The sequence below is a fragment of the Bacteroides muris (ex Fokt et al. 2023) genome (genome assembly GCF_024704895.1).
In the GTDB taxonomy this organism is placed as follows: domain Bacteria; phylum Bacteroidota; class Bacteroidia; order Bacteroidales; family Bacteroidaceae; genus Bacteroides; species Bacteroides muris.
Genome location: NZ_JAMZEE010000001.1, coordinates 129,633 through 152,832 on the forward strand (window position 1 = coordinate 129,633; position 23,200 = coordinate 152,832).

The window sequence follows — 23,200 nt, forward strand, 5'->3', positions numbered from 1 at the left end:
CAGACACCGGACTTTGTCGTGTCAGAATCCAGTGTCTGACGGCTCAAACACCGGACTCTGACGGCTCAAGGTCCAGTGTTTGATAAATGATGTTAAGTGGTTGATAATCAGAGGTGGTTATTCCGCGTCCAGTGCCCTTTTCCGTGCCAGTGCCTCCAGATAGTAGTAGTCGGCATAGTTCAGCGGCACGTCTATCTCGCTTCCGCCGGGGTGGTGTCCGGTGGAGTGGAGAAGGAGGAAGCCGTAGTGCGTGCCCGGCTGTGCCTGGTAGTGGCTGTTGAGGCTGGCAACAATCTTGTCGGCTGTGGCACGGTAGTGGCGGCCCTTCTCGGGAGCCACGTAGGTGCAGAGTTCGTACAGACCGGAGGCGATGAGTGCGGCCGCGGAGGCGTCGCGCGGCACGTCGGGGTTCACGTTGTCGGGCGTGAGGTTGTTGATGTTGTCCATCTTCATGTCCCAGTAGGGCACGCCGTCGGCAGGCATGTGGGGCAGTGAGAGGAAGAAGTCGGCTATGTTTTCGCTCTGCTTCAGGTAGGCGGGGTTGCGTGTGAAGCGGTAGCACATGGCGTAGCCGTAGAGGCCCCAAGCCTGTCCGCGGCTCCAGAAGGAGTCGTCCGAGTGTCCCTGATGCGTGCATTTCAGGCGGACGTCGCCCGTTTCGGGGTCATAGTCCACTACGTGATAAGACGAGTGGTCGGGCCGGAAGTGGTTCTTCATCGTGGTGTTGGCGTGGTCCACTGCCACCTTCCAGTAGACGGAGTCGCCGGTGAGCTGGGTGGCGCGGAACAGCATTTCGAGGTTCATCATGTTGTCGATGATGACGGGATACTTCCACTTGTCGCGGTTGTGGTCCCACGAGCGGATGCTCTTCACCTTGGGGCTGTAGCGGGTAATCAGCGTGCGGGCGCTCTGGATGACTACATCCTTATAAGACTGCTCACCCGTCAGTTCGTAGGCCTTGCCGAAGCTGTCGTACATCATGAAGCCCAGGTCGTGCGTGCCTTTGTGCCATTTGGCCTCTTCGATGGGCCAGGTCCAGGAGATGGCCGACTGCCGCCAGAAGTCGCTGTGTGTGTAGGCATACATCTGCCACAGGGAGCCGGGGAAGAAGCCCGAGCACCAGTCGTGGGGGTGTATCATGGCCAGCGAGCCGTCTTTGGCAATGGTACGTGGCACTACGCGGCGGCGTGCGGCGTTCTTCTGCTCCTTGCGTGCCTTGTCGGCGCACTGCATGGCGAGTTGCAGCTGTCCGGCGGCGAAGGCGTAGGCGTGGTCCGCTTCGGTGGCTTGCACGTAGAGCAGGTTGAAGCGGTCGCTCAGGTCCAGCGTGCGGCAGTCGTTGTACAGGCGCAGGTAATCCTTGCGTGTGGGGTTGAGCCAGGTGGCGGTGCGGTAGAGGTCGCGGCAGAAGTTCTGTTGTGCTTCTTCCCATCCGCTTATCTGCCGGTAGGGCCATGTGCCCGAATCCTTGCCCATGTATTGTGCCAGAAAGTCCATCGCCTTGTAGAAGCTATGCCCGTCGTGTGCGGCAAGGGCTTCGGTGTCCATGTTCAGGTTGCGTGCCATGGTGAGGAGGTCGAGGATGTGGGTCAGGTTGTACTGTGAGTAGTGGAAAGCCAGTGTGCGGGTCAACTCGTGGGGCTGCTTGCCGTCCGTGTCAATCTGCTTGGCGATGCGGCGTGCGGGCAGGGCGTTGATGATGTCGATGGCTTGCTGCTGTTTGCCTCCGTAGAGCGAGAAGGCGGCTATCTGCACGTCGTAGGCGATGCTGTGGTTGTTCTTGCATTCCGCCTCTTCCTTGCCTTGCGGGCTGGAGAGCATCCAGTGGGTCAGTTGGGCGAACCAGGCCTTGAGTTGTTTGCTGTCTTTGGCGGTGAATGCTTTCGATGGTTCCAAGAGGGCCACGGCATCCAGCATCTCTACAAAGGAGTAGGTGTCTATCAGGCCGTAGGAGCGTCCTTTGTCGTTGTTGTGGCCCGGTGTCACTTGGGCATATTCCAGATTGGGGTTCATGCGGGTCTCTTTGTTGAGGAACCACACGCGGAGCAGTTCCGTAGCCTTTTGTGCGTAGCGCTCTTCTCCGCTGAAGTACCAGGCGAGGGCAAGGGTGGTGACACGGTTGGCGGTGGCTCCCAGACGGTTGCGGTCCAGCTTGTTCAGTTCGGGGTTCGATATGCCGTCGCGGTTGATGTAGGGCAGTCCGTGGGGTTTGGCGGGGTCGGGCCAGTAGTAGCGGGCCTGGCTCATGTAGTCGTGCTTGTCTCCGCTGGCAGGAGTCTTCTCCTTCATCATCACGGAGAGGGGTTCGGCATCCAGCAGACGGGTGGCTTCGGCTTTCAGTGCCTGGTAGGAGTGGGCATAGAAAGGCTTGTCGATGGATTGCTTCACGCTTTGCAGGTGGTCGGTGTTCCAGATGGACTGGGCTTGTGCGCCCGGCATCCAGAGGAGGAGGGCAAGTGCCCATTTGGTTGCTTTCTGTTTCATGGGTTTATGGGTTTTGTTATAAGTTTGTTTTCTGTGGGCGGCGCGGGTTCTTGATGTTTAATTCCTGTGCCTTATCTTGATTCCGTTCAGGAAGCTGTTTCCGCTTCGGGCATGGAATTTGATTTCGAGATGGTCTGTATCGTTGTCGACGATGTATTTCTTTCGCAAGGCGCGGAAGTAGCCGCTTGTGCGGCAGGGGGAGAGGGCATCTTCCACGGTCTTTCCGTTGATAGTGATGCGGAAGGCGTTCTCGCGGTTCTCTTGCTGTCCCTCGCGGCCCAGCAGGTAGGCTGTGGAGCTGTTCCGGCGGTAGATGTCGGTGAAGAGCAGTTCTACTTCGTAAACACCTTGGGGCACGTCGAAGCGGTAGCCTTCAAGGCCGTTGCGCAGGGTCTGGAACAGCGGGCCGTCGGTCGTCAGGCCGATTTCGGTCTGCGTGCCCGCTTCCTTGCCGCCGAGATAGCCCCAGCTGCCCGGAGTGTAGGGCTGGTCGGGAACCCAGGTCAGGTGACTCTCGTCGGAGGTGAAGAAGCAATGGCTGCCTACGTTGACGGCAAGTTCCAATCCGTTCAGATTGGTTTTGTCCAGCCTGTCGGGGATGGGGGTGAAACCTACCCGCAATCCGTCCGTCACCGGCTTGCCCTGATAGGTGGCGTGTGCCGAAAGGAAAGGTTCTTTCCGGAGGAACGGCACCTCGAAGAGGGCGGTGAAGTTCTCCGTCTTCTTCTTGCCTACGGATGTCCCGTCGATGAAGAGCTCCACTTCGGGACAGTTGGAGTAGACCTTGACGGGCAGCATCACCGGCTTGCCTTCCTGTTGCACACCGCTACGGCGTGTCCAGTCGCGGCTGGCAATGTGCAGCACGGGGATGTCGCTGCGCCATGCCGCTTTATAATAATAGTAAACGTCCTTCGGCGTGCGGTCGGCATAGACCAGCCCTTTGTTGTTGATGCGTGGCATGGATTCGTCTCTCAGTGCGGATGAGAAGTCGATGAAGTTCCAGTGCGTGCCGCCGCAGACGTAGGGCGTCTCTTCAAGCACGGGGAGGTAGTGCTCCAGGTATTTCTGCTGGTACTCGATGCTGAAGTCGAAGGCGCGGGGAGCGAGTGTGTGCAGCCGTCTGTCCGAACCGGCACCGTACTCGCTCACAATCATCGGGCGAGCGGGGTAGTTGCGGTGCTGTTCGGCGAGGAACTTCTCGAAGCCTGTGACGTCGCCTCCGTACCAGCCCTGGTAGAGGTTCCAGCCTACGATGTCGGTAATCTGGCTCAGTCCGGTTTCGTTGTAGCTGTTGCTGCCGTGGAAGGCCATGGCGCTGATGCGTGTGGGGTCTTCCTGCTTCAAGGCATTCTCCAGCCGGCGGGCAAGGGCGAGGGTACGTTCCAGTACCGGTTTCAGTGCGTCGCCTTTGTGCTTGCGCTGTGCTACGAGGAGGATTTCGTTCATATATCCCCACGTGATGATGCTGGGGTGGTTGTAGTGCTGGCGAATCATCTCGCGCAGGTTACGTTCGCAGTTTTCCGCATACTCCGGTGTGTCGGGCACGATGTCTATGACGGGAATTTCTTCCCAGGCCAGCATTCCCAGCTTGTCACACATCTCTATGATAGCGTCGTCTTGTGGATAATGGGAAATTCGGATGAAGTTGGCTCCCATCTCTTTCATTAGTTTCATGTCACGGCGGTGCATTTCGTCCGTCAGGGCTACACCGATAGGTTTCTGGTCCTGGTGGCGGCAGATGCCGCGCAGCTTGTAGGGCTTGCCGTTGAGGAAGAAACCTTTGTTGGATTCGAAATGGAACCAGCGGAAACCGGTATGGTGGTTGCTTTGGTCTACGACGGACTTTGTTTTGCAGTTGAACAAGGTGGTTTCTACTCTGTAGAGGTAGGGCGTTTCCGGAGTCCATAGCAGTGGTTGGAGGATAGGAGATATATTGCTGTCAAAGTTTCGTGTCTCTCCGGCTTTGAGCTGTATAAACTGCTTTTGCGTTTGGAGGAGGGTTCCATCAGGGTGGTAGATGGAGTGTACCAGTTCGAGTGCTGCTTTTTCCCGGGCATCATTCCTTATTTCGCCATGGATGGACAAGGTGGCTTGTTGCTCGGATACCCGGGGAGTGGTGATGAAGATACCGTCGGAACCATGATTTGTCAGATTGAAATGTTGGCTGGGTACGGCGATGAGCCATGCATCTCTATAAATACCGCCGAAGAAGGTAAAGTCACCCGAAATAGGCGGAATGTCCATTCTGGCATTATCCACGCGGATAACCAGCATGTTGGGTGAGTTGAAGGAGAGAAATGGAGTAATGTTGAGTGTGCTTGCAGTGTAACCTCCAGTATGTTCACCGACTTTCTTTCCATTGATATAGATACAAGTTGCTTTGCTGGCAGCATCCAGTTTCAGAAAAACTTGTTTTCCTATCCAGTCTTGTGGCAGGATTATTTGTCTACGGTACCATCCCATACCCCGATAATAATCCTTCTCGGTATATGCGTCGGTATTCCAAGTATGGGGCAGGTAAATATCCTCCCATTCGTCATCCTTGAAAGTGCTGTCTAAGGCAGCGGTACATTCGCCTTTTCGGAACTTCCAACTGTCGTTGATGGTTTGGATTTCCCGTTGTGCATAAAGACTGGACGGAGCCAGGATAGAAAAAATAATTATTGTAGCAATTGCCCGACAGACCGGTTTGTGTATATGCTTGAAGATTCTCATGACAAAAGATAAAGTGTTATAGAACTGTGATGCTGACAAAGATAATGAAGGGGGAGGCGAAAATAAAGATAAATGTGATATTTTCGCCTCCCGGTTTAGAAAACAACCTTTTTATTCCAGAGGCATGTGGTTATCTGTCAGCGGATTCGTTAGCTTTGATTGGCCATCCCGGATTCTGGTAAATGGGGGAGGTGCTGGTGGTTTCACCGTCTGAAGCTGTAATCAGGAAATGACTTTCGGCTATCGGGCTGAGGTAGTGTGCCTGGCAGAAGTTCAATCCATTGTAGTACAGTCCGGTAGACGCTACTTGGTAGGGGCGTACATATTTGCTTAATTCCGGTGATGAGATGGTGTTTTCTTTATCGCTTTTACCGTAAATTAGTTTGTCGGTCAGTCCTGCTGTTTCATAGTCTTTAATCATGGGACCCCACAGCTTGATTCCTTCTATCTGGAAACCATTCAGCTGGTCCATGGCACGCCAACGGATCAAATCGTTGTAACGGTAGCCTTCTCCTATAAATTCATTGCGGCGTTCGCGGCGGATATTGAACAGTGTTTTGTCTATTAATTGTCCGGTGGAATAGGCTCCCCAATCATATAGTTTTTCTTGCTCCATGTCGGTAGCGGCAATGGTCTTGTTGTAATCGGGATCAATACCGGCACGAGTACGCAAGGCACGCCAGTATTTGTCGGCTTTGTCATCCAGTTTATGGTTCTTTTCGTAGTAGGCTTCAATGTAAGTAATGTAGGCTTCTGCTGCCCGGAACATGATGGCGGCAGTCTGGTCTTTGTTCAGATTCTGGTCTTTCAAGTCGTGGGAGTAACCTTTACCCAGCAGGTATCCTGTGGCAGTAGAGTACTTCACGTCATCGGAATAGACCATCGGGGTAGTGGAGAAGTATTCGGGACTGGTAGTGTTGATGAATGTTTTTACTTCACCCGGAGCCTTCATGAAGAGGCGCCAACGGTCATCGCGGTCTATCTTGGTATCACCGATGTAGTCGTCGCCTTTGTAACCGCTACCTTCTGCATAGACGGGCAGACCGTTTTTCATGAGAAAGGAATGTTCCATCTGGTGTGTATAGCCACGGGCATACCCGTAGTAAATGTGATGGTTGTAGTCGGTACCTATGCTCAAGTCACGGTTATAGGAGCGGTACATCAGGACTTCGGGATATCCGTTCGGGTTCTGGGTAGCGAACATGTCATAGTAGTCGTTGGCGGCATCGGCAGCAGATTGCTGTATACTGCCGTTGTTGGCGGTCAGTGCCACGGCATCTGCTACGGTCTGGGAGGCGTTGATAGCCTGGTCGAGGAAGAAGTTCACTTCCGCTTCGGGGCTTCCACTGGGGAATTGATATCCTTTATTATAATCTTTTTCAGCTCCTGGCCATCCCTTACCGTTTGGAACTAGTGCAGTCCCGGCATGGTATTTTTCCCAGGTTGCTTCGAACAAGGCTACACGGGCTTTCAGCACAAGTGCGGCATTTTTTGTAATGCGCGCTTTGCCTCCGTCAGGATTGTTGGTCAAATATTCGGTTGCTTTGTCCAGGTCTTGCAGAATGAAGCGGGCTACTTCATTGCGTGGCCGCCGCTTGGAAGCTTCGATAAGTGCTTCTTTGTTATCGGGCAATACTTCTTTGATGATGGGGAAATCGCCCAATTTGCGTAAACGGTAGAAATATTGGTAGGCCCGTAGGAAATAGCCTTCACCAATGTAGTGCTTGATGTTGGTTGAGTTTCCTTTGATACTTCTGGTTTCCAGATTCTTCTCGGCAGATTGGATGAAATAATTCAAGGTATAAATGTTGTTGAAGTTCCATTCGCCGCCACTTGCCGGAGTTTTCCATTCGCCAATTAGGTAACGGTTGCTGGAGTTGCGGGTGGTGGCGTTGTCCGTAGCCATTTCGTCATCTCCATATAAGCTGTTCAGTGAAGGGAAGTTATCCGTGTAATAACGGATAGTATAGGCAGCTAATTGACTCTCTTCCACCAGATAGTTTTCGGGAGCTACGTTAGAGGGAGGGGTGATATCCAAGAAATCATCACAACCGGTTCCGGTCATGAGCATGCATCCCAAAACGATTCCTTTTACGATATGTTTATACTTTAATGTTTTCATATTCTTTTTTTTGTTTTAGAAGTTAACACTTAATCCGAATGATATTGTCTTTGCCAGTGGATATACCGTACCGTTTGCTTGTTCGTTGCTTTGGTATCCGGCACCACATGTTTCCGGGTCCATGGTGTCGCTGAGGCTGGTAATGGTCAATAGGTTTTCGCCGGAAACAAAGATGCGCAGATTCTGTAGCATAAGTTTGTTTATCCATACTTTGGGGAAAGTATAGCCAACCTGTATGTTTTTCAGACGCATGTAGGCTGCATTCTGCAGATAGCGGGTCTGGCTTTTGTTGTTTTTTGTATTAAAAATCGGTCGTGGGTAATAGGAATTTAGATTCTCTCCCAGTGGATTTTCGGATGTACGGAAGTAGTCGAGATGCTCTTTGAACGAGGTAGACCACCATTCACCGTCCGTTACACCCCAGAAAGTCATGTTTTTATCGCCCGGCCACCAGTCGCGCTTCAGTACGCCCTGCCAGAACATTTGTAAGTCCCATCCTTTGTAGGCAGCATCCAGGTTGATGCCCGTCATGAAACGGGGGGTACTGTTACCGATTTTTTTCATGTCACCCATATCATTGATGGTATAACTTCCGTTATTGATTTTACCATCTCCGTTGAGGTCGGCATACATGATGTCTCCGGCCGCCCATTGGCTGCCTAACGCACTTTGTCCACCGTTGGGTAGTGAAGCGAGATGCTGCTGCATTTCTTCATCGGTCTTGGCAATGCCGATGGTTGTGTAACCGTAAATATTACCGATGAGTTCGCCTTCCACATATTTGGAAAGGGAACCGGTAGGGTTACCATAGCGTAGAATCTTGCTTTGCGAGTCGGAAAGACTTAGTTTGGCTCCATATTTGAAGTCACCGATTTGGTCACGCCACCCGATTTGAATTTCCCAGCCATAGGTCTTCATATCGGTATTATTGGTAGGGGGAACATTGGTACCAAGTGCGGCGGGTAATTCAATGCCGGGTCCCATCATGTCTTCTGTTTTGCGTATGAAATAGTCGAAAGAACCGGTCAGACGATTGTTGAGAGCAGCTATATCCAGACCGATATTGGTACTTTTGATCTTTTCCCAAGTAAGTGAAGAAGAAACCAGTTTCGGAGCTTCGGCAGTATTGGGCTTGGCATTGTTGATAAGCCAGTTGCCATTTGATGCTTTTACATTCATTGTCTGATAAGTGGGATACCAGTTATAGATGTTGGCATTGGCCAGTGTGCCGTAAGATACTCTTAACTTTAAGGTAGAAATTTTTTCTGCCAGAGATTCGAAGAATGCTTCGCGGGCAATATTCCAGCCGAGTGAGAAGGAAGGAGTTAGAATCCAGCGGTTACCACGGCGGAAGCGGGAGGAACCGTCGTAGCGGAGGTTACCTTCTACCAAATAACGCCCGGCATAATCATAGTTGATGCGGCCAAAAAAACCTGCACTGGCCCACTCTTGCACAACACCTGAAATGCCGTAAGATTGTGAACTGGTAGTCAAGTTGAGAACTGGAAGGTCGGTAGAAATCATGTCAGCGCGTTGTGCGCTTACATCACGATATTTTTGCCGTTCAATCTGCATACCGGCTGTGGCTGCAATGGTGTGCTGCCCCAGGGTGATGTCGTAGTTGGTATAAACATTGGGATTCAGGAAGAGCGATTTGTAGGCGTATTCGTACACCTTGTCTTCACTTGGCCCGGTCATGGTAGCTACATATGTTTTCTCTGGATTGTTGGCCATGTGTGAGTATACACGCTTGTGTTCATAATGTGTCCAATTATTGTCGGTCTTGATGTTGAGTTCACCGATGATATTCCAGTTTTTCAGTGGGGTAATGGTAATACGTACTTGTTGGGAAAGCCCATCGTTGATTTCGTTCTGACGACCGCCGTTTTGCAAGGCCTCGATGTAGTTGATGTCGGACATGTAGTAGCCGTTGGGGTCTTTCAGGGGACGTACCGGACGGCAGCGACGGAGTACATTGTTATAGAAATCATTCCATAGTATACTTGGGCGGTCATAATCGGTGCGTGAATAACGGGTGGAATAGTCTACCTTTACATAATCTGTAATTTGGGCGGAAATTTTTCCTGTCAAGTTATAGCGCTTGTTGTGGTCTGTGCCGTAGCGCATGAAGCCGCTTTGTCCCAAATAATTGGCTGACATGTAGTAAGTAAACTTTTCTGTACCTCCACTGATACTGGCATTATGTTCTTGTGCAGTAGACCAGTTACGGTAGTATTCTTGTAGCCAGTCTACATTGCCCCAGGTATAGTCATAATTCCATTTACCGTTGCCTTGTGCTTCGGCGACGTCATTAGGGGCAAGTTTACCGTCAACATAGTCTTTCACTTTCTGCTTGTACTCTTCTGTATAGTAGTGTGTGCTGTTTTTGTTGAACATGGCTTCATCGTAATAGTTAACGTATTCCCATGCATTCATCATTTTGGGCATCTTGATGGGGGTGTTGAAACGGAAACTGTTGTTGTAGTTAATTACCGGGCGACCGGATTTACCGGATTTGGTGGTTACCAATACGACTCCGAAAGGCGCGCGTGAACCGTAGATGGACGAGGCTGCTGCGTCTTTCAATACGGAGATACTCTCAATATCTTGTGGATTAATGGTATTGAGGTCTCCTTCCATACCATCAATCAAGATGAGCGGTGAACCGCTGGCATAGTCATTATTATTAGCGTCTTTGCCTACGGTACCATTGCCACGAATGTTGATGGATTTGCTGGCATTCAGTTCACCACCATGCCCACTGTTTGAGATATTCAAGCCAGGGATAACACCTTGCAGTGCTTGTACGGCACTGCTCACGGGGCGGGCTTCGAGATCTTTGGCTGAAGCAGTAGCCACAGAACCGGTGAGGTTTACTTTCTTTTGTGTACCGAATCCTACAACAACCACCTCATCCAGTGTTTGTGTGTCCTCTTTCAGTCTGATGGTTCCTTTTACATGGTTGACGGAATTTCTTGAGTAACATACCCGATGTAAGAAATTACAATAGTTGAATTGAGGGAAGCCTGGAGACTGAAATTACCGTCAATGTCGGTAATGATTCCATTATTTGTCCCTTTTTCAAGGATTGAAACCCCGATAAGGGGCTCATTGGTAGTTTCATCTACCACTTGTCCTTTAATAGTAATACTACTTTGGGCAAAAGTTCCCAAACTGGTAAGAAGCATACAACAGAAGAAAAGTAGCTGTACCAGCTTTCGGAAAAAGATCTTTTTTCTCATAATACGTAGATTTAATTAATTGTAAGTTATGTATTTTGTCAGGGGCAAAAGTAGTCTTCTCTTATATTCACTAAGGCAAAAGGGCTACATCAAAACTTTCTCAATCATGTGTTATGACTACATCAAAGCTTTCTCTTCCATGATATAAAATTTTTATAATCAGTTGAATAAAATGTAAAAATGGTACATCTTGCGATTTTGCTATATGCTCTTATTTTTATATATATAAATGTCTTTACTGCAAAAAGGTATTATCTTTGTGTTTGTAAAGAACAAATATTAACCGCTATGAATCGAGTGTTTATTCTGACTTGTATTTTTCTGCTGTTGTTTTCGATTTCCTTGAGGGCCGATTGGCAACGGCCTATCATGAATTATACGAGGCATACTTATAAAGCTGGTAATCAGAATTGGAATATTCGGCAACATGACAATGGTTGGATATATATAGCCAATAATAAAGGCTTGTTGGAGTTTGATGGTGTAGCCTGGAACACGTATCCCATTAGGAACGCTAAAACACGTGCTCTGGAAATTGGAAGTGATAATCGGATTTATATCGGTGGAATGGGGCAGTTTGGCTATTTTTGTCCAAGTCCTTTAGGTGGTTTGGATTACACATGCTTGTCGGACAGTTTGCCGTCGACGGTATCTGTAGGGATAATCTGGAATATTCTGTCGGATAAAAATCGAATTTGTTTTCAGTCAGATCGTCGTTTCTTTTGTTTGGAAAATGGCAAGATTAGCCAGATAGATGTTTTTTCGGATATTTATTCTTCATTGGTAGTCAGGAATAAATTCTATATGACTTCTTCCAAAGGATTGATGATATTGAACGGTACGGAGTTTATACCGGTAGATAACACTTCTGACATAGGAAGTACGGTGAAAACTGGTGGTTTACTGTCCTATCAGGATAAATTGATTGTTGTAAGTAGGGATAAAGGATTGTTTGTTTATGATGGTTCCGTTTTGCGGAAGTATGCAACGGCGGCTGATGACTTTTGTAGTCGGAACCAGCTTTTTTGTGCTGCTTTGAAAGACTCCTTGTTGGCATTAGGGAGTGTTCAGAATGGAATTTGTTTGCTGAATTTGAAGACAGATGAAGCGGAAGTCATATCTACAGGTAATGGATTGCAAAACAAGACTGTACTAAGTATGATGTTTGATGAGGCTGGACATCTATGGTTGGGCTTGGACAATGGAATTGACTGTATTCATCTGAATGCACGTGTTGCTTCATTGTATGGGGGCAGGTCTGTTATAGGTTCAGGTTATGCGTCGTGTCATTATCAGGGACGTTTTTATTTGGGAACCAATCAGGGACTGTATTGTACAACTTTTCCCAGGCGGTTGAATAAGGAATATCCGGTGGACTTTGTACCCGGTACAGGTGGGCAGATATGGTCACTTCGTGAATATGACAACAAGATGTTTTGCTGTTCGGACAACGGTATATTCATTGCAGATGATAAACGGATAGAACATCTTGACGGTCTTAAGGGAGTATGGGATATTGTAAAGCTGGCTGGGCATGAAGATGTATTGTTGGCAGGTACATATAGTGGGTTGTATCTTCTTGTGAGAAAAGGTACACATTGGAGAGTAGAATGCAGGATTCAAGGATTTCCTCGTTCATGCAAAGATATGTTGCCGGAAAAGTTAACGGCGAATACTTTGTGGATAGCCAATAAGGAAAACGGAGTATCTAGGGTTACTTTATCCGAGGATTTGAGGCAGGTAAAGAAGTTCAAAGACTATAACAGCAATGCTTTCCCGCTTGGTTATGATGCTTGTTTGTCGGAGGTGGATGGTGAAATCGTTGTAACTTCCCATCACGGTTTGTGGAGTTATGACCAGACGCGTGATTGTTTGGAGAGATTTACACGTCTAGAGAATCTGTTGGATGGAAAAGTTTACACTTATCTGAAGGCAGACTCTTTGAGGAATATATGGTACGTAGCGGATGGCCGGTTGAAGGTTTTACGTTATGACACCGCTGAAAAGAAATATTATCGGATAGAACATGAAACGTTCCTGCGTGAATCACTGATTGAGAATTTCGAAGATGTCTATTTCTGTAATCAGGGGCAGATTGTGGCCGGTACCGAAGAAGGTTTTTCACTCATTAGGCTGGATAATCAGCCACCGTACCGTTCTCCGTTTACTTTGCAAATCAGGAAAGTATATATGACGGGACAGCGTGATTCGCTTGTTTATGGCCGGAGTTATTCATATGATGATAGCCCGGTGATAATTCCCTATGCTTATAATTCTCTTCGTATAGAGTATAGTGCCAATAACTATAGTAAAATGCAGACAGTCCTTTATTCTTATAAGTTAAGTAATGGCAGTGAGGAAGGTGAGTGGAGTGAGTATAGCGAAAATACCAAGAAAGAGTTTACTGGTCTGCATGAAGGAAAGTATATATTCAGTGTAAAGTTGTTTACGGATAAGGACACGGCTCCTATAGTGACATCTTTTGCTTTTGAGGTATTGCCTCCATGGTATCGCACTTGGTGGAGCTATCTGGCATATAGTATAGCTCTCGTTCTATTATTGTATTATATGTATTATCGCATTGCTGCCAGTCGTAAGCATTTGCTGATGCAAAAGGAGTTGGAACTTTACCGGCAGAAGCAGGCGTTCGAGGAGGAGCGTGATTTGAAAGACAGAAAGATTGATTCATTGAAGGAGGAGAATTTGCGTTCCGAATTGCATCATAAATCGGAAGAGTTGATTCGTACGACATTGAACATAGTACGTAAAAATGAGATGTTATTGGGAATTAAGAAGGAAGTTTTGGGCATTTCCCATTCCATCAATGAAGCGAATTTGGTTTCTCTTCGTCGTAAAACGCTCCGTCTGTTAGGACAGATTGAAACGAACATAGAGCACGATGATGATTTGCAGGCATTCCAAAGTACATTTGATTCGGTACATCATAACTTCTTCAGCAGGCTGGAAGAGGCTTATCCCGAATTGAGCAATAAGGAAAAATTGCTGTGTGCCTATCTGAAGATGAATCTGCTCTCCAAAGAGATAGCCCCGTTGATGAATATCTCTTTGCGCGGGGTTGAAATCAGCCGTTACCGCTTGCGGAAAAAGTTAGCTTTGGGTGAGGGGGAGAATCTTGCAGAGTTCTTGCAAAAGTTTTCTAAATGAATATCTTAAATAATTCGTTACGGAATAAATCCCTCTTTTCTTGTACCGGAGTCTGAAACATGCCTGCTCCGTATAAAGTGACTCATGTGGAGAAAATACAATATTACTTTATTAGGATTACAGTATTACTTTATTTTGAATAAAGAAGCGTAAAGCGTGAATCCGTTGATTATTAGTATAATGCAATTCTCTAGTAACCTTTGTACATAAGCATGATACTCCCTGCGATTTATCTTTGCTGCAACACCAGCAGGCTTTCCGGCCCCATATTGAACAGCAGGTCTATGATGCTCAGGTTGGGCAGAAAGCCAAGTCTTTCCTGAAATACCTGATAATAGGGCTGTGGTGAGAACTCCGTGTCTTCCAGCCTGAAGTTCTTTTTGGGGTGGATTCGCTCGCGGAAGTCCACCTCGTCTGTGGCAAATTCGGTACGGTATTCCGCAGTGCGTTCCATGTCAGGCTGTATATCTATGAGCGAGCAGACGAGACGGCACAACTCTTCGTTGAAGTCTATCAGAAACTCATACTTCTTTTCATAGAAAGGACGGAAATCGTCTTTATAATATTCAAAGAAAGGGGTATGGTTATAGGCCGACTCTATGGCATTCCAATGCAGGTGCCGCCAGTTGCCGTGGTCGGAAATGCGTATATCCCGCATTGGACATTTCAGCGTGTCCGGCTTGACGGTGGGAATGGAAAGTGCCAATTCACCGTCCGGTGCGGCAATGGTGCAACGGTTGCGGTAGGTCTGCTTCATATAGTGGTCGTGCTGCTCGATAAACACTTTGTCGTATGCCAGCAATTTGGTGTAATACTCTACGGGGGCCAGATAGGCGGAAGAAAGAAATACGGTTCTCATCAGTATATTTAGGATTGGGCGATTTATGATTTGCAGTTGAAGTTACTGTTCATTGTTTATTCTTTCATTTGTGTCATTCCACTCTTTTCCACATTCTGTCCCAGCGGTAGCCGTTGAAGAGTCCTGTTCCTTTCTTTTTTGAAAACCAGATGACGCTTGCCTTGCCTATTATATGGTCTTGGGGTACAAAGCCGAAGAGGCGGGAATCTGAAAGGTTGATGGAATTGTTGGCGTTTACCCAATAGTAATCTTTGCTGAAGTAGCAGTGTTGCACGGGCTTGCCTTCTATAAAGAGGGTGTCGTTCTTTATTTCAGCCTGCTTCTTTTCGTGAAGTACCAATGTGTTTTGCAGCAAAGTTCTGTTCCACGGATATACGCGTATGGCTTTGCCTTTGCTGGGGATTATCAGCGGTTTCAACGTTTCCATGGAGTCTTCCTTGACAATCGGTTCTATCCAGCAATTTCCGTTCATGGCTTGTTCCAGCAAGTAGTGTTCATAGCGGCTGAAACTACGTATATTCTTTATTAAGTCCTGTCCCAATAGTTTGCCTCGAGCGATGGAGAGAATGGAAAGCAATGAATCCAACTGTCGTTCCCGTTGTCTGGGATAAGAGTAAAGGAACTTCTGGTCGGGCGCATTCTTCTCGGAAGGAATCACCGAAAAGAGCGAATCTATCAGTAAAGTGTCTCCGGGAGTGCCGATGCAACGGCCGATAAAGACTTCCCGCTGGTCAATCATGGGTTCTGAAAGATTGGCCGGGTTGTTGAATACGAGAATATCTTCTTTCCGTACCGGACTGTCTGCCCAGCGATGATACCCCCATAACTTCATAAAAGGAAGTCGCAGACCGTAGCTCCACTTGTTCACAAGAATACGCTCACCTTGGTATAGTGAGTTTTCCATACCGGAAGAAGGGATAAGATAGGAAGTTGCAACACAACCTCGAAGCAGCACTACGACGAGTGTCACTCCAACTATTGCAATTGCTATTTTCCAGCCTTTCATTCTATCGTTCGAAATTAAAGAATGAAGAAACTAAAGAATTAAAGAACGAAAGGTTTGCAATTGTTTCTCACCCTCCCCTTTAATTCTTTAGTTTCTGATTATTAATTCATTTAATGCCGTCCACCCACTTGAATATCCGGTTCCAGCGTATCTTGCCGTCAAACCAGTTGCGGTCTTTGTCTAGTGACAACCATACTACGATAGGCTTTCCTACGACATGGTTTTCCGGTACAAAACCCCAGTAACGGGAGTCGGCGGACTTGTCGCGGTTGTCGCCCATCATCCAATAATAGTCCATATTGAAAGTATAGGAGTCGGTCTTTTCACCGTTAATGTAGATGCCGTCTTCCTTGACCTCCAGCTTGTTGCCTTCGTAAGCAACGATGCAGCGTTCGTAGATGGGCAGGTTGTCTTCGGTCAGCTTGATGGTGGCGCCTTTGGCGGGAATCCAGATTGGGCCGTAGTTGTTGCGGTCCCATTTGGTGTAAAGGTTCAGCGGATACATCTGTCCCGAGAACTCTCCCGGCTCAATGATAATCTTGCTGATTAGCTTCTTGTTGCCCGTAAGGGTCTCGTACATCTTTTTGGTAAGCGGGAGATGATAGACCGGCGCCAGCCTGCCTTGGGCATCCCGGTGGTCCAGTCCCATTTCAATCAGATTCTCTTCCCAGCCCAGACCGTCGGTCATCAGAGTCTGGTCTTCTTTGCTGATGCCCAGTTCACGGAACATACCATCAGTGATATAAGGTCCCGTAGTTTGTACAAAGTAGTTGAACTGCATTTCCGTAGGGTTTTCGGTAGCCTTGCCGTCAATGTATACTTGCCCTTTCTTGATTTGCAATGTATCTCCGGGCAGGCCTACGCAGCGTTTTACATAGTTTTCACGACGGTCGACGGGGCGTATGACAATGTCACCGTACATTCTCGGGTTGGAACGGATAAGGTTACGCCCGGCATTGTAGTACAAATCATAGACAGTACGTTGCTGCTTGCGTGTCAGGCTGTCCATATTCACCTTGTTGGGATACACGCGTTTTCCTTCTTCGTAAGCAAGGGTATAGAAATCTGTCTGTTGGAAATTGGTGGCTACCGTGTCGCCTGCCGGGAAGTTGAACACCACAATATCGTTCAGTTTCACTTTTCCGAAGCCCGGCACACGTTTATATTCCCATTGAGGCCATTCGATGTATGATTTGGTGTTGAATACCGGCAGCGTATGCTGTGCCAGCGGCATGGAAAGCGGCGTATTCGGCACGCGCGGACCATAGCTCATCTTGCTGACGTAAAGGAAATCGCCTACCAACAAGGATTTCTCCAGTGAGGAAGAAGGTATCTGATAATTCTGGAACACATAGATATTTACGAAGTAGACGGCTACCAGCGCAAACACGATGGCATCTATCCAGCTCATGATGCTGCGTACGGCAGCGTTCTCCGATTTCTTCCAGAATCCCCAAGGTATCTTCTTGCTGATGTAGATGTCAAAAATGAAGGGGAGCACAATCAGTCCCAGCCAGCTTTTTACCCAGACCAGAAAGGCAAGGTAAAGTAGGGTGACTATGCTGAATTTAATCCATTGGATACGTGTTGCTTTTCTCATGATGTTTTAGTCTTTTAAGAATGGAAACAGGTCACTCATTCCCAAAGCACCTTCGTGCTTGGCGGTATATTCGGCGGCAAGGACGGCTCCCAGGGCAAATCCCCTGCGGTTCTTGGCATCGTGGGTGATAGTGATGCTGTCGGCCTCGGAGTCGTAGCGGATGCTGTGGATGCCCGGTACTTCCCCTTCGCGGATAGAGTTTATTGGCAGTTCATCGGCCGTACATTCTGCAGAGCCCGAAACAGTCCCGTCGGGAGCTTGGAAAGTTCCTTCTACCCATTTGTCTTTGCGGTCGAGATTCTCCAGAATACCTTCGGCAAGCGTGATGGCCGTACCGCTCGGGGCATCCATCTTATGGATGTGATGCGTTTCGCTCATCCTCACGTCGTAGGCAGGGAATTGGTTCATTATCTTTGCGAGGTACTTGTTGACAGCAGAGAATATGCTTACTCCCAGACTGAAGTTGGACGACCAGAACAGCGTTTTGCCACCTTCGGTGCAAAGCTTCTTCACTTCGTCTCCATGTTCTGCCATCCATCCCGTACTGCCGGATACCAGTTTGACTCCGGCTTGGAATGTTTTCATATAGTTGTTGTATGCAACCATGGGATTGGTGAACTCTATGGCAACGTCGGCGCTCTTGAAAGCTGCCGATTCAAAGTCTTCCTGATTGTCGACATCGATGATGCTTACAATTTCGTGTCCGCGGCTGAGGGCTATCTTTTCGATTTCCTTGCCCATTTTTCCATAGCCGATTAATGCGATTTTCATTATTTCTATCTGTTTTAATTTAGTTTATCAACAAACTATAGGTTGCAAAGATAATCTTTTTCTTACATTTGTGCTCAACATTAACGTCTTGTTAACATGGAACAACTACTGCATTACGTTTGGAAGCACAAAATATTTCCTTTGTCGGCACTCCAAACAACTTCCGGACAGCCGGTAGAAGTGATAGATCCCGGTTTGCCGAACATCAATGCAGGCCCCGACTTCTTTAATGCCAAGCTGAAAATAGACGGTACGCTCTGGGTGGGCAACGTTGAAGTGCATACACGGGCATCAGACTGGTTGCTCCATAGACACGACCGCGACAAGGCATATGATAACGTCATTCTGCACGTAGTGGGCGAATCTAATTGTGATGTGTATCGCACGAACGGTGAATTGATTCCTCAAATGGTGCTCGCTTGTCCCGAAACTGTCAGCCGGCGTTATGAAGAGCTCCGTCAGACGGAGATTTATCCTCCCTGCTACTCCATCCTTGCATCCCTTCCGAAGCTCACCGTCCATTCCTGGCTGTCCGCCTTGCAGGTGGAGCGCTTCGAGCAGAAGGCACGCGCCATATCCTGTCGGCTCGAACGCTGTAATCATCATTGGGAAGATGTTTTTTTCATTACTCTTGCCCGTAACTTCGGTTTCGGGCTGAATGGAGACGCTTTCGAGGCATGGGCAAACCGTCTTCCGTTCCGCGCCGTAGACAAGCATCGGGACAGTCTGCTTCAGGTGGAGGCTTTCTTCCTGGGGCAGGCAGGACTGCTGGAGGAAGACTCGGCAGGGATGGATGATTACTATTTGAAACTTCAGAAAGAGTTCCGCTACCTGCAGCACAAGTTCGGGCTGGCAGCTCCTATGTCTGTTGAACAGTGGCGGTTTCTGCGTCTTCGTCCCGATAACTTTCCGCATGTACGTCTGGCCCAGCTTGCCAAGCTGTATCACAAGGAGCGGGCACTCTTCTCGCGCGTCATGGAAGCTGAAACGCCGGAAGCAGTGAAGAAGATACTGGCTGCCGATACTTCCGTATATTGGGAGGAGCACTTCAACTTCAGAAAGGTTTCACCCCGGAGGGAAAAGCGGGTAGGGGACGGCGCCTTGAATTTGATTGTCATCAATACGGTCATCCCGTTTCTTTATGCATACGGCATGCACAAGGCCGATGACGCTTTGTGTGACCGTGCCACCCGTTTCCTTGAATCCTTGAAGGCTGAGAATAACCACGTGACCCGTCTGTGGGACGGTGCCGGCCTGCCGGTATCTACCGCTGCCGATTCGCAGGCATTGCTCCAACTTCAAAAGGAGTATTGCGACAAGAAGGACTGCCTGTGCTGCCGGTTCGGTTACGAGTATCTGAAGCATAACGGATGATAATAATTATCACCCCATAGCCTTAGCAGTTTATCACTTTTATATTATCTTTGCGCCTTGAAAAATAATCCGAGTATATGAAGGCTATCCGCTTTGTTCTTTGTCTGTTTGCGGCACTTATGCTGACCATTCCCAATGGTCTGGCTGCCGAAGAGGAGGATTTCAAGACATTTCTCAGGAAATTCACGTCCAGTGCTTCATTCCAGTATTCCCGAATCAAGTTTCCTTTGAAGTCTCCCATCGCCCTTTTGAAGGATGACGGTGAGACGGAACAGACTTTTCCCTTCACCCGCGAGAAGTGGGCATTGCTGGACGAGGAAACGCTGAAGGAAGGGCATATTGCCGAAGAGGAGGGAGGCACCTATATATCTCGTTTCACAGTCAATGAACCTGCCCATAAGGAGTTCGAAGCAGGCTATGATGAATCGGAACCTTCCCTTCGTGTGGTCTTTGAACTGGCAGACGGCAAGTGGTACGTCACCGACTGCTATAACGACTGGTACAACTTCGACCTTCCTATCTGTGAACTGGAAGAAACCATTCAGGCTGTACAAGAGGAAAACAAGGCTTTCGAAGAACTTCATCCTTGAGAAAGTAGGGGCAGAAATTCGCCTCAATCATTATTTTATCCTTCTTCTGTACGATTTATGCCCCTCTTTTTCCAAAAAGAGGGGTTTCTTTGTACCGTACTAATACATTGAAATATGCGGTTACGACTTCTTTTGCCGATTTTCAAGCGGTGAATATCAATAACCTTAAATAAACGGACATGATGCAATTCAGTAAATGGAAAATGGGAGCGGCAGCGCTCGTTTGCATGTGGCTGCCGGGCAGTGTACATGCACAAATCGTGAAGAATGAGCGTTTGCTTTCTTTTGAGGAGAAGCTGGTTCCGGCGTTTGTCACTACGGCAGCCGGTTCGCAGTTGGGCATTAGCGATGAACATTATAGGGACGGCGACCACAGCTTGAGCTGGACTTTCGAGCCGGGTGCCGCACTGTCCATCAAGAAAGACTTGAAGTTTGAGAAGAAAGACCCGACGGGGAAAGACACCTATCTTTCGGCTTTCATCGTATGGGTGTACAATGAGCAGGCCCAGGACAAGCAGATTCAGTTCGAGTTCCTGAAGGATGGCAAGGTATGCACCTCTTTTCCTTTTGGCATCAACTTTACCGGTTGGCGCGGAGCATGGGTATGTTATGAACGCGATATGCAAGGCACCCCGGAAGAAGGGATGGACGAAATCCGCATTGTAGCCCCCGACGTGAAGGGGAAGCTCTTTTTCGACCATCTGATTACTGCCGGCAAGGTAGATGCCCGCCAGCAGACTGCCGACTTGCAGGTGCCGTTCGTAAATAAGGGAACCACCAACCACTGGCTGGTTATCTACGAACACTCCTTGTGGAAACCGGACATCCCCTTGACAGACGTGACCGAGGCGCAGAAGCAGGATATACGGGTTATGGAGAAGCGTTTCCGCGACATGCTCTACACGCCTTCCGCGCTTTCGGACAAGGAGATGCAGTCCATCCGTACGAAGTATGATTTTTACCGGATTACCTACAAGAACGGCAAGGTGGCAGGACGTCCTATCTATTTCGTACGTCACTCCGAGGCATACGAACGTATGATACCCGATTGGGACAAGGACATGTTTTCCAAACTGGGGGTAGAGATAAGCGACTACTTCAATCTGATGAAACGCATTGCCATTGCTTATAACAATACGCAGGACGTGGCCCTGAAACACGAGTTGAAGCAGAAATTCATCGCTATGTACGATAACGCCACCGACCAGGGCATTGCCTACGGCAGTTGCTGGGGGAATATCCACCATTACGGATATAGTATGCGCGGCCTTTTTGTGGCTTATTTCTTGATGAAGGACGTGTTGCGTGAGGCAGGTAAGCTGGAAGAGGCGGTACGTACGCTCAACTGGTATGCCATCACCAATGAGGTATATCCCGAACCTGCCGTCAACGGTATTGATATAGATACGTTCAACACCAAGTTGCAAGGGCGCGTAGCCAGCATTCTGATTATGGAGGATACACCGGAGAAACTGCAATACCTGCGTTCCTTCTCCCGCTGGCTGAACAAAGGCTGCCTTCCGGCGCCGGGACTGGCCGGTTCTTTCAAGCCGGACGGTGCCTGCTTCCACCATTGCAATAACTATCCGGCATACGCTGTGGGTGGCCTGGACGGTGCCACCAATATGATTTACTTGTTGAGCGGCACCGAGTTCCGTCTGTCCGAGCAGGCGCACGAGACGGTGAAGAAAGTGCTTCTCGCCATGCGTTTCTATTGCAACCTGAAGCAATGGCCGCTCTCCATGTCGGGCCGTCATCCCAACGGGGGAGGAAGTCTGATACCTATCCAATATGCCACGATGGCCATTGTCGGTACGCCGGATGGCAAGCAGAAATACGACCCCGAAATGGCCGCAGCCTATCTGCGTCTGGTTGCCTATACGGAAGCTCCGGACAAGAATGCGCCCGATTATCTGCCGAAGGCTTCCACCCGCCACGAATTGGAGATGAAGGAGTTGCTCGAAGCCCAGGGCTTCCGTCCGGAACCCGACCCGCAAGGCAATCTGGCTTTGGGTTACGGTTGTGTATCCGTGCAGCGTCGTAACAACTGGGCTGCCGTAGTACGCGGACATTCCCGTTATCTTTGGGCTGCCGAGCATTATCTCCCCGCCAACTTCTATGGCCGTTATCTGGCGCATGGCAGCATGCAGATTCTTACCGGAAAACCCGATGAGACGGTTACTTTTGCCACCAGTGGCTGGCAGGAAGCCGGTTTCGACTGGAATCGTATTCCGGGTGTCACGAGCATTCATCTGCCTTTCGACCGGCTGCGTGCCCGGGTATTGAATGTCGATACCTTCTCCGGCATGGAGGAGATGCTCTATTCCGACGAGGCTTTTGCCGGCGGTTTGTCCCAGGCACATCTGAACGGTAACTTCGGTATGGTGCTGCATGAACATGATAAGTATAACGGTTCTCACCGTGCCCGCAAGTCGTTCCACTTCTTCGACGGCACCATTGTATGCCTCGGTACGGACATCGAGAACCTGAATGACGAGTATCCGACGGAAACTACCGTGTTCCAGCTTGCCGCCACCACTCCCGAAACCCGCCGGTACTGGGAAGCTTATCAGAGTGACGGACAGACCTATATCGACCCCAACGGCGTGGGCTATTACATCTCCAAAGCTTCACGCCCGGATGCCCGTTACGAGAAGAACTTTTCGCAAGTGACCGTAGGCGAGCGTAGCACCAAGCCTACTTCCGGCGACTGGGTGTCCTTGACATTGCAACATGGCAAAGCCCCGAAAGGCGCTTCCTACGAATATGCAGTGCTTCCCCACACGGATGCCGCTGCTTTGAAGGCATTCGCCAAGAAACCCACTTACAAGATTCTGCGGCAAGACCGCAACGCCCACATTGTGTCTTCTCCGGCCGACGGTCTTACTTCTTACGTCTTGTTCGAGACTCCGCAGGCGCTGCCCGACGGCGGATTGTTGCAGAAAGCCGATACATCGTGCCTTGTCATGATACGCGAATATGAGGACAAGCTTCTGCTGACTGTCTCCCAGCCCGACCTGGCCTTGTATCGTGGCCCGAGCGACGAGGCTTTCGACAAAGACGGAAAACGTATTGAGCGCAGTATCTATTCACGCCCGTGGATAAAAAATGTCAGTGGTGAAATTCCCGTGACCATTACGCTGAAAGGTTTGTGGAGAGTGACCGAAACTCCATATTGTCAAGTGGTGGTGGCCGACCGGAAGCAGACAGTACTTCGTTTTACCTGTCGCGATGCAGTGAGCCTTGACGTGGAATTGAAAAGGTGAACCTTA

The 23,200-nt window shown here is 48.9% G+C and carries 13 protein-coding genes; 4 read left to right on the forward strand and 9 right to left on the reverse strand.

Translation table 11 applies throughout. The annotated features are described in order from the left end of the window. Positions 1–117: 117 nt before the first annotated feature. The 5 genes from M1B78_RS00420 to M1B78_RS00440 all read right to left on the reverse strand — a co-directional run bounded on the left by M1B78_RS00420 (position 118) and on the right by M1B78_RS00440 (position 10,563). Entirely contained in the window at positions 118–2,484 is a 2,367-nt protein-coding gene (locus M1B78_RS00420) for an alginate lyase family protein (protein WP_257930518.1), read from the reverse strand. Between the two features lie 57 nt (positions 2,485–2,541). After that, a complete protein-coding gene (locus M1B78_RS00425) occupies positions 2,542–5,199 on the reverse strand; it encodes a glycoside hydrolase family 2 TIM barrel-domain containing protein (protein WP_257930519.1) in 2,658 nt (885 codons plus the stop codon). 130 nt (positions 5,200–5,329) lie between these two features. Then, positions 5,330–7,321 (reverse strand): RagB/SusD family nutrient uptake outer membrane protein, encoded by a 1,992-nt coding sequence (locus tag M1B78_RS00430; protein ID WP_257939584.1) that lies wholly within the window; start codon positions 7,319–7,321, stop codon positions 5,330–5,332. A 15-nt stretch (positions 7,322–7,336) separates the two neighbouring features. Further along, a complete protein-coding gene (locus tag M1B78_RS00435) occupies positions 7,337–10,231 on the reverse strand; it encodes a SusC/RagA family TonB-linked outer membrane protein (RefSeq protein ID WP_257939585.1) in 2,895 nt (964 codons plus the stop codon). Positions 10,232–10,275: 44 nt separating this feature from the next. Beyond that, positions 10,276–10,563, reverse strand: a complete 288-nt coding sequence (locus tag M1B78_RS00440; protein WP_257939586.1) for a carboxypeptidase-like regulatory domain-containing protein — start codon at positions 10,561–10,563, stop codon at positions 10,276–10,278. Positions 10,564–10,851: 288 nt separating this feature from the next. On the opposite strand from M1B78_RS00440, the gene M1B78_RS00445 reads away from it, so the two are divergent. Next, on the forward strand, positions 10,852–13,728 hold the full coding sequence (locus tag M1B78_RS00445; protein ID WP_257939587.1) for a ligand-binding sensor domain-containing protein: 2,877 nt from the start codon (positions 10,852–10,854) through the stop codon (positions 13,726–13,728). A gap of 229 nt (positions 13,729–13,957) precedes the next feature. Here the strand turns inward: M1B78_RS00445 and M1B78_RS00450 are convergent, their stop codons facing one another. The 4 genes from M1B78_RS00450 to dapB all read right to left on the reverse strand — a co-directional run bounded on the left by M1B78_RS00450 (position 13,958) and on the right by dapB (position 17,964). Then, positions 13,958–14,587 carry a WbqC family protein gene (locus M1B78_RS00450; RefSeq protein WP_257939588.1) on the reverse strand — a complete coding sequence of 210 codons (630 nt, stop codon included), beginning with the start codon at positions 14,585–14,587 and terminating at the stop codon, positions 13,958–13,960. A 73-nt stretch (positions 14,588–14,660) separates the two neighbouring features. Beyond that, positions 14,661–15,593, reverse strand: coding sequence for a signal peptidase I (gene lepB / locus M1B78_RS00455; RefSeq protein WP_257939589.1), 933 nt, complete (start codon positions 15,591–15,593; stop codon positions 14,661–14,663). Positions 15,594–15,699: 106 nt separating this feature from the next. Further along, on the reverse strand, positions 15,700–17,193 hold the full coding sequence (lepB, locus tag M1B78_RS00460; RefSeq protein WP_136008716.1) for a signal peptidase I: 1,494 nt from the start codon (positions 17,191–17,193) through the stop codon (positions 15,700–15,702). Between the two features lie 6 nt (positions 17,194–17,199). Next, complete coding sequence (gene dapB / locus M1B78_RS00465) at positions 17,200–17,964, reverse strand: 4-hydroxy-tetrahydrodipicolinate reductase (protein ID WP_136008715.1); 765 nt, start codon at positions 17,962–17,964, stop codon at positions 17,200–17,202. Positions 17,965–18,060: 96 nt separating this feature from the next. Between dapB and M1B78_RS00470 the strand changes: the two genes are divergently transcribed. From M1B78_RS00470 to M1B78_RS00480, 3 genes are all read left to right on the forward strand, one after another. Then, positions 18,061–19,338 (forward strand): DUF2851 family protein, encoded by a 1,278-nt coding sequence (locus tag M1B78_RS00470; RefSeq protein WP_257939590.1) that lies wholly within the window; start codon positions 18,061–18,063, stop codon positions 19,336–19,338. A gap of 77 nt (positions 19,339–19,415) precedes the next feature. Next, positions 19,416–19,928, forward strand: coding sequence for a DUF4348 domain-containing protein (locus tag M1B78_RS00475; RefSeq protein ID WP_176467934.1), 513 nt, complete (start codon positions 19,416–19,418; stop codon positions 19,926–19,928). Between the two features lie 179 nt (positions 19,929–20,107). Continuing rightward, positions 20,108–23,194 (forward strand): chondroitinase family polysaccharide lyase, encoded by a 3,087-nt coding sequence (locus M1B78_RS00480; RefSeq protein ID WP_257939591.1) that lies wholly within the window; start codon positions 20,108–20,110, stop codon positions 23,192–23,194. Positions 23,195–23,200: the final 6 nt, after the last annotated feature.

Bases quoted from the DNA above. Each gene is read 5' to 3' on its own strand.
- M1B78_RS00420 (WP_257930518.1), bottom strand. From the start codon at position 2,484: ATGAAACAGAAAGCAACCAAATGGGCACTTGCCCTCCTCCTCTGGATG.
- M1B78_RS00425 (WP_257930519.1), bottom strand. From the start codon at position 5,199: ATGAGAATCTTCAAGCATATACACAAACCGGTCTGTCGGGCAATTGCT.
- M1B78_RS00430 (WP_257939584.1), bottom strand. From the start codon at position 7,321: ATGAAAACATTAAAGTATAAACATATCGTAAAAGGAATCGTTTTGGGA.
- M1B78_RS00440 (WP_257939586.1), bottom strand. From the start codon at position 10,563: ATGAGAAAAAAGATCTTTTTCCGAAAGCTGGTACAGCTACTTTTCTTC.
- M1B78_RS00445 (WP_257939587.1), top strand. From the start codon at position 10,852: ATGAATCGAGTGTTTATTCTGACTTGTATTTTTCTGCTGTTGTTTTCG.
- M1B78_RS00450 (WP_257939588.1), bottom strand. From the start codon at position 14,587: ATGAGAACCGTATTTCTTTCTTCCGCCTATCTGGCCCCCGTAGAGTAT.
- lepB (WP_257939589.1), bottom strand. From the start codon at position 15,593: ATGAAAGGCTGGAAAATAGCAATTGCAATAGTTGGAGTGACACTCGTC.
- lepB (WP_136008716.1), bottom strand. From the start codon at position 17,193: ATGAGAAAAGCAACACGTATCCAATGGATTAAATTCAGCATAGTCACC.
- dapB (WP_136008715.1), bottom strand. From the start codon at position 17,964: ATGAAAATCGCATTAATCGGCTATGGAAAAATGGGCAAGGAAATCGAA.
- M1B78_RS00470 (WP_257939590.1), top strand. From the start codon at position 18,061: ATGGAACAACTACTGCATTACGTTTGGAAGCACAAAATATTTCCTTTG.
- M1B78_RS00475 (WP_176467934.1), top strand. From the start codon at position 19,416: ATGAAGGCTATCCGCTTTGTTCTTTGTCTGTTTGCGGCACTTATGCTG.
- M1B78_RS00480 (WP_257939591.1), top strand. From the start codon at position 20,108: ATGATGCAATTCAGTAAATGGAAAATGGGAGCGGCAGCGCTCGTTTGC.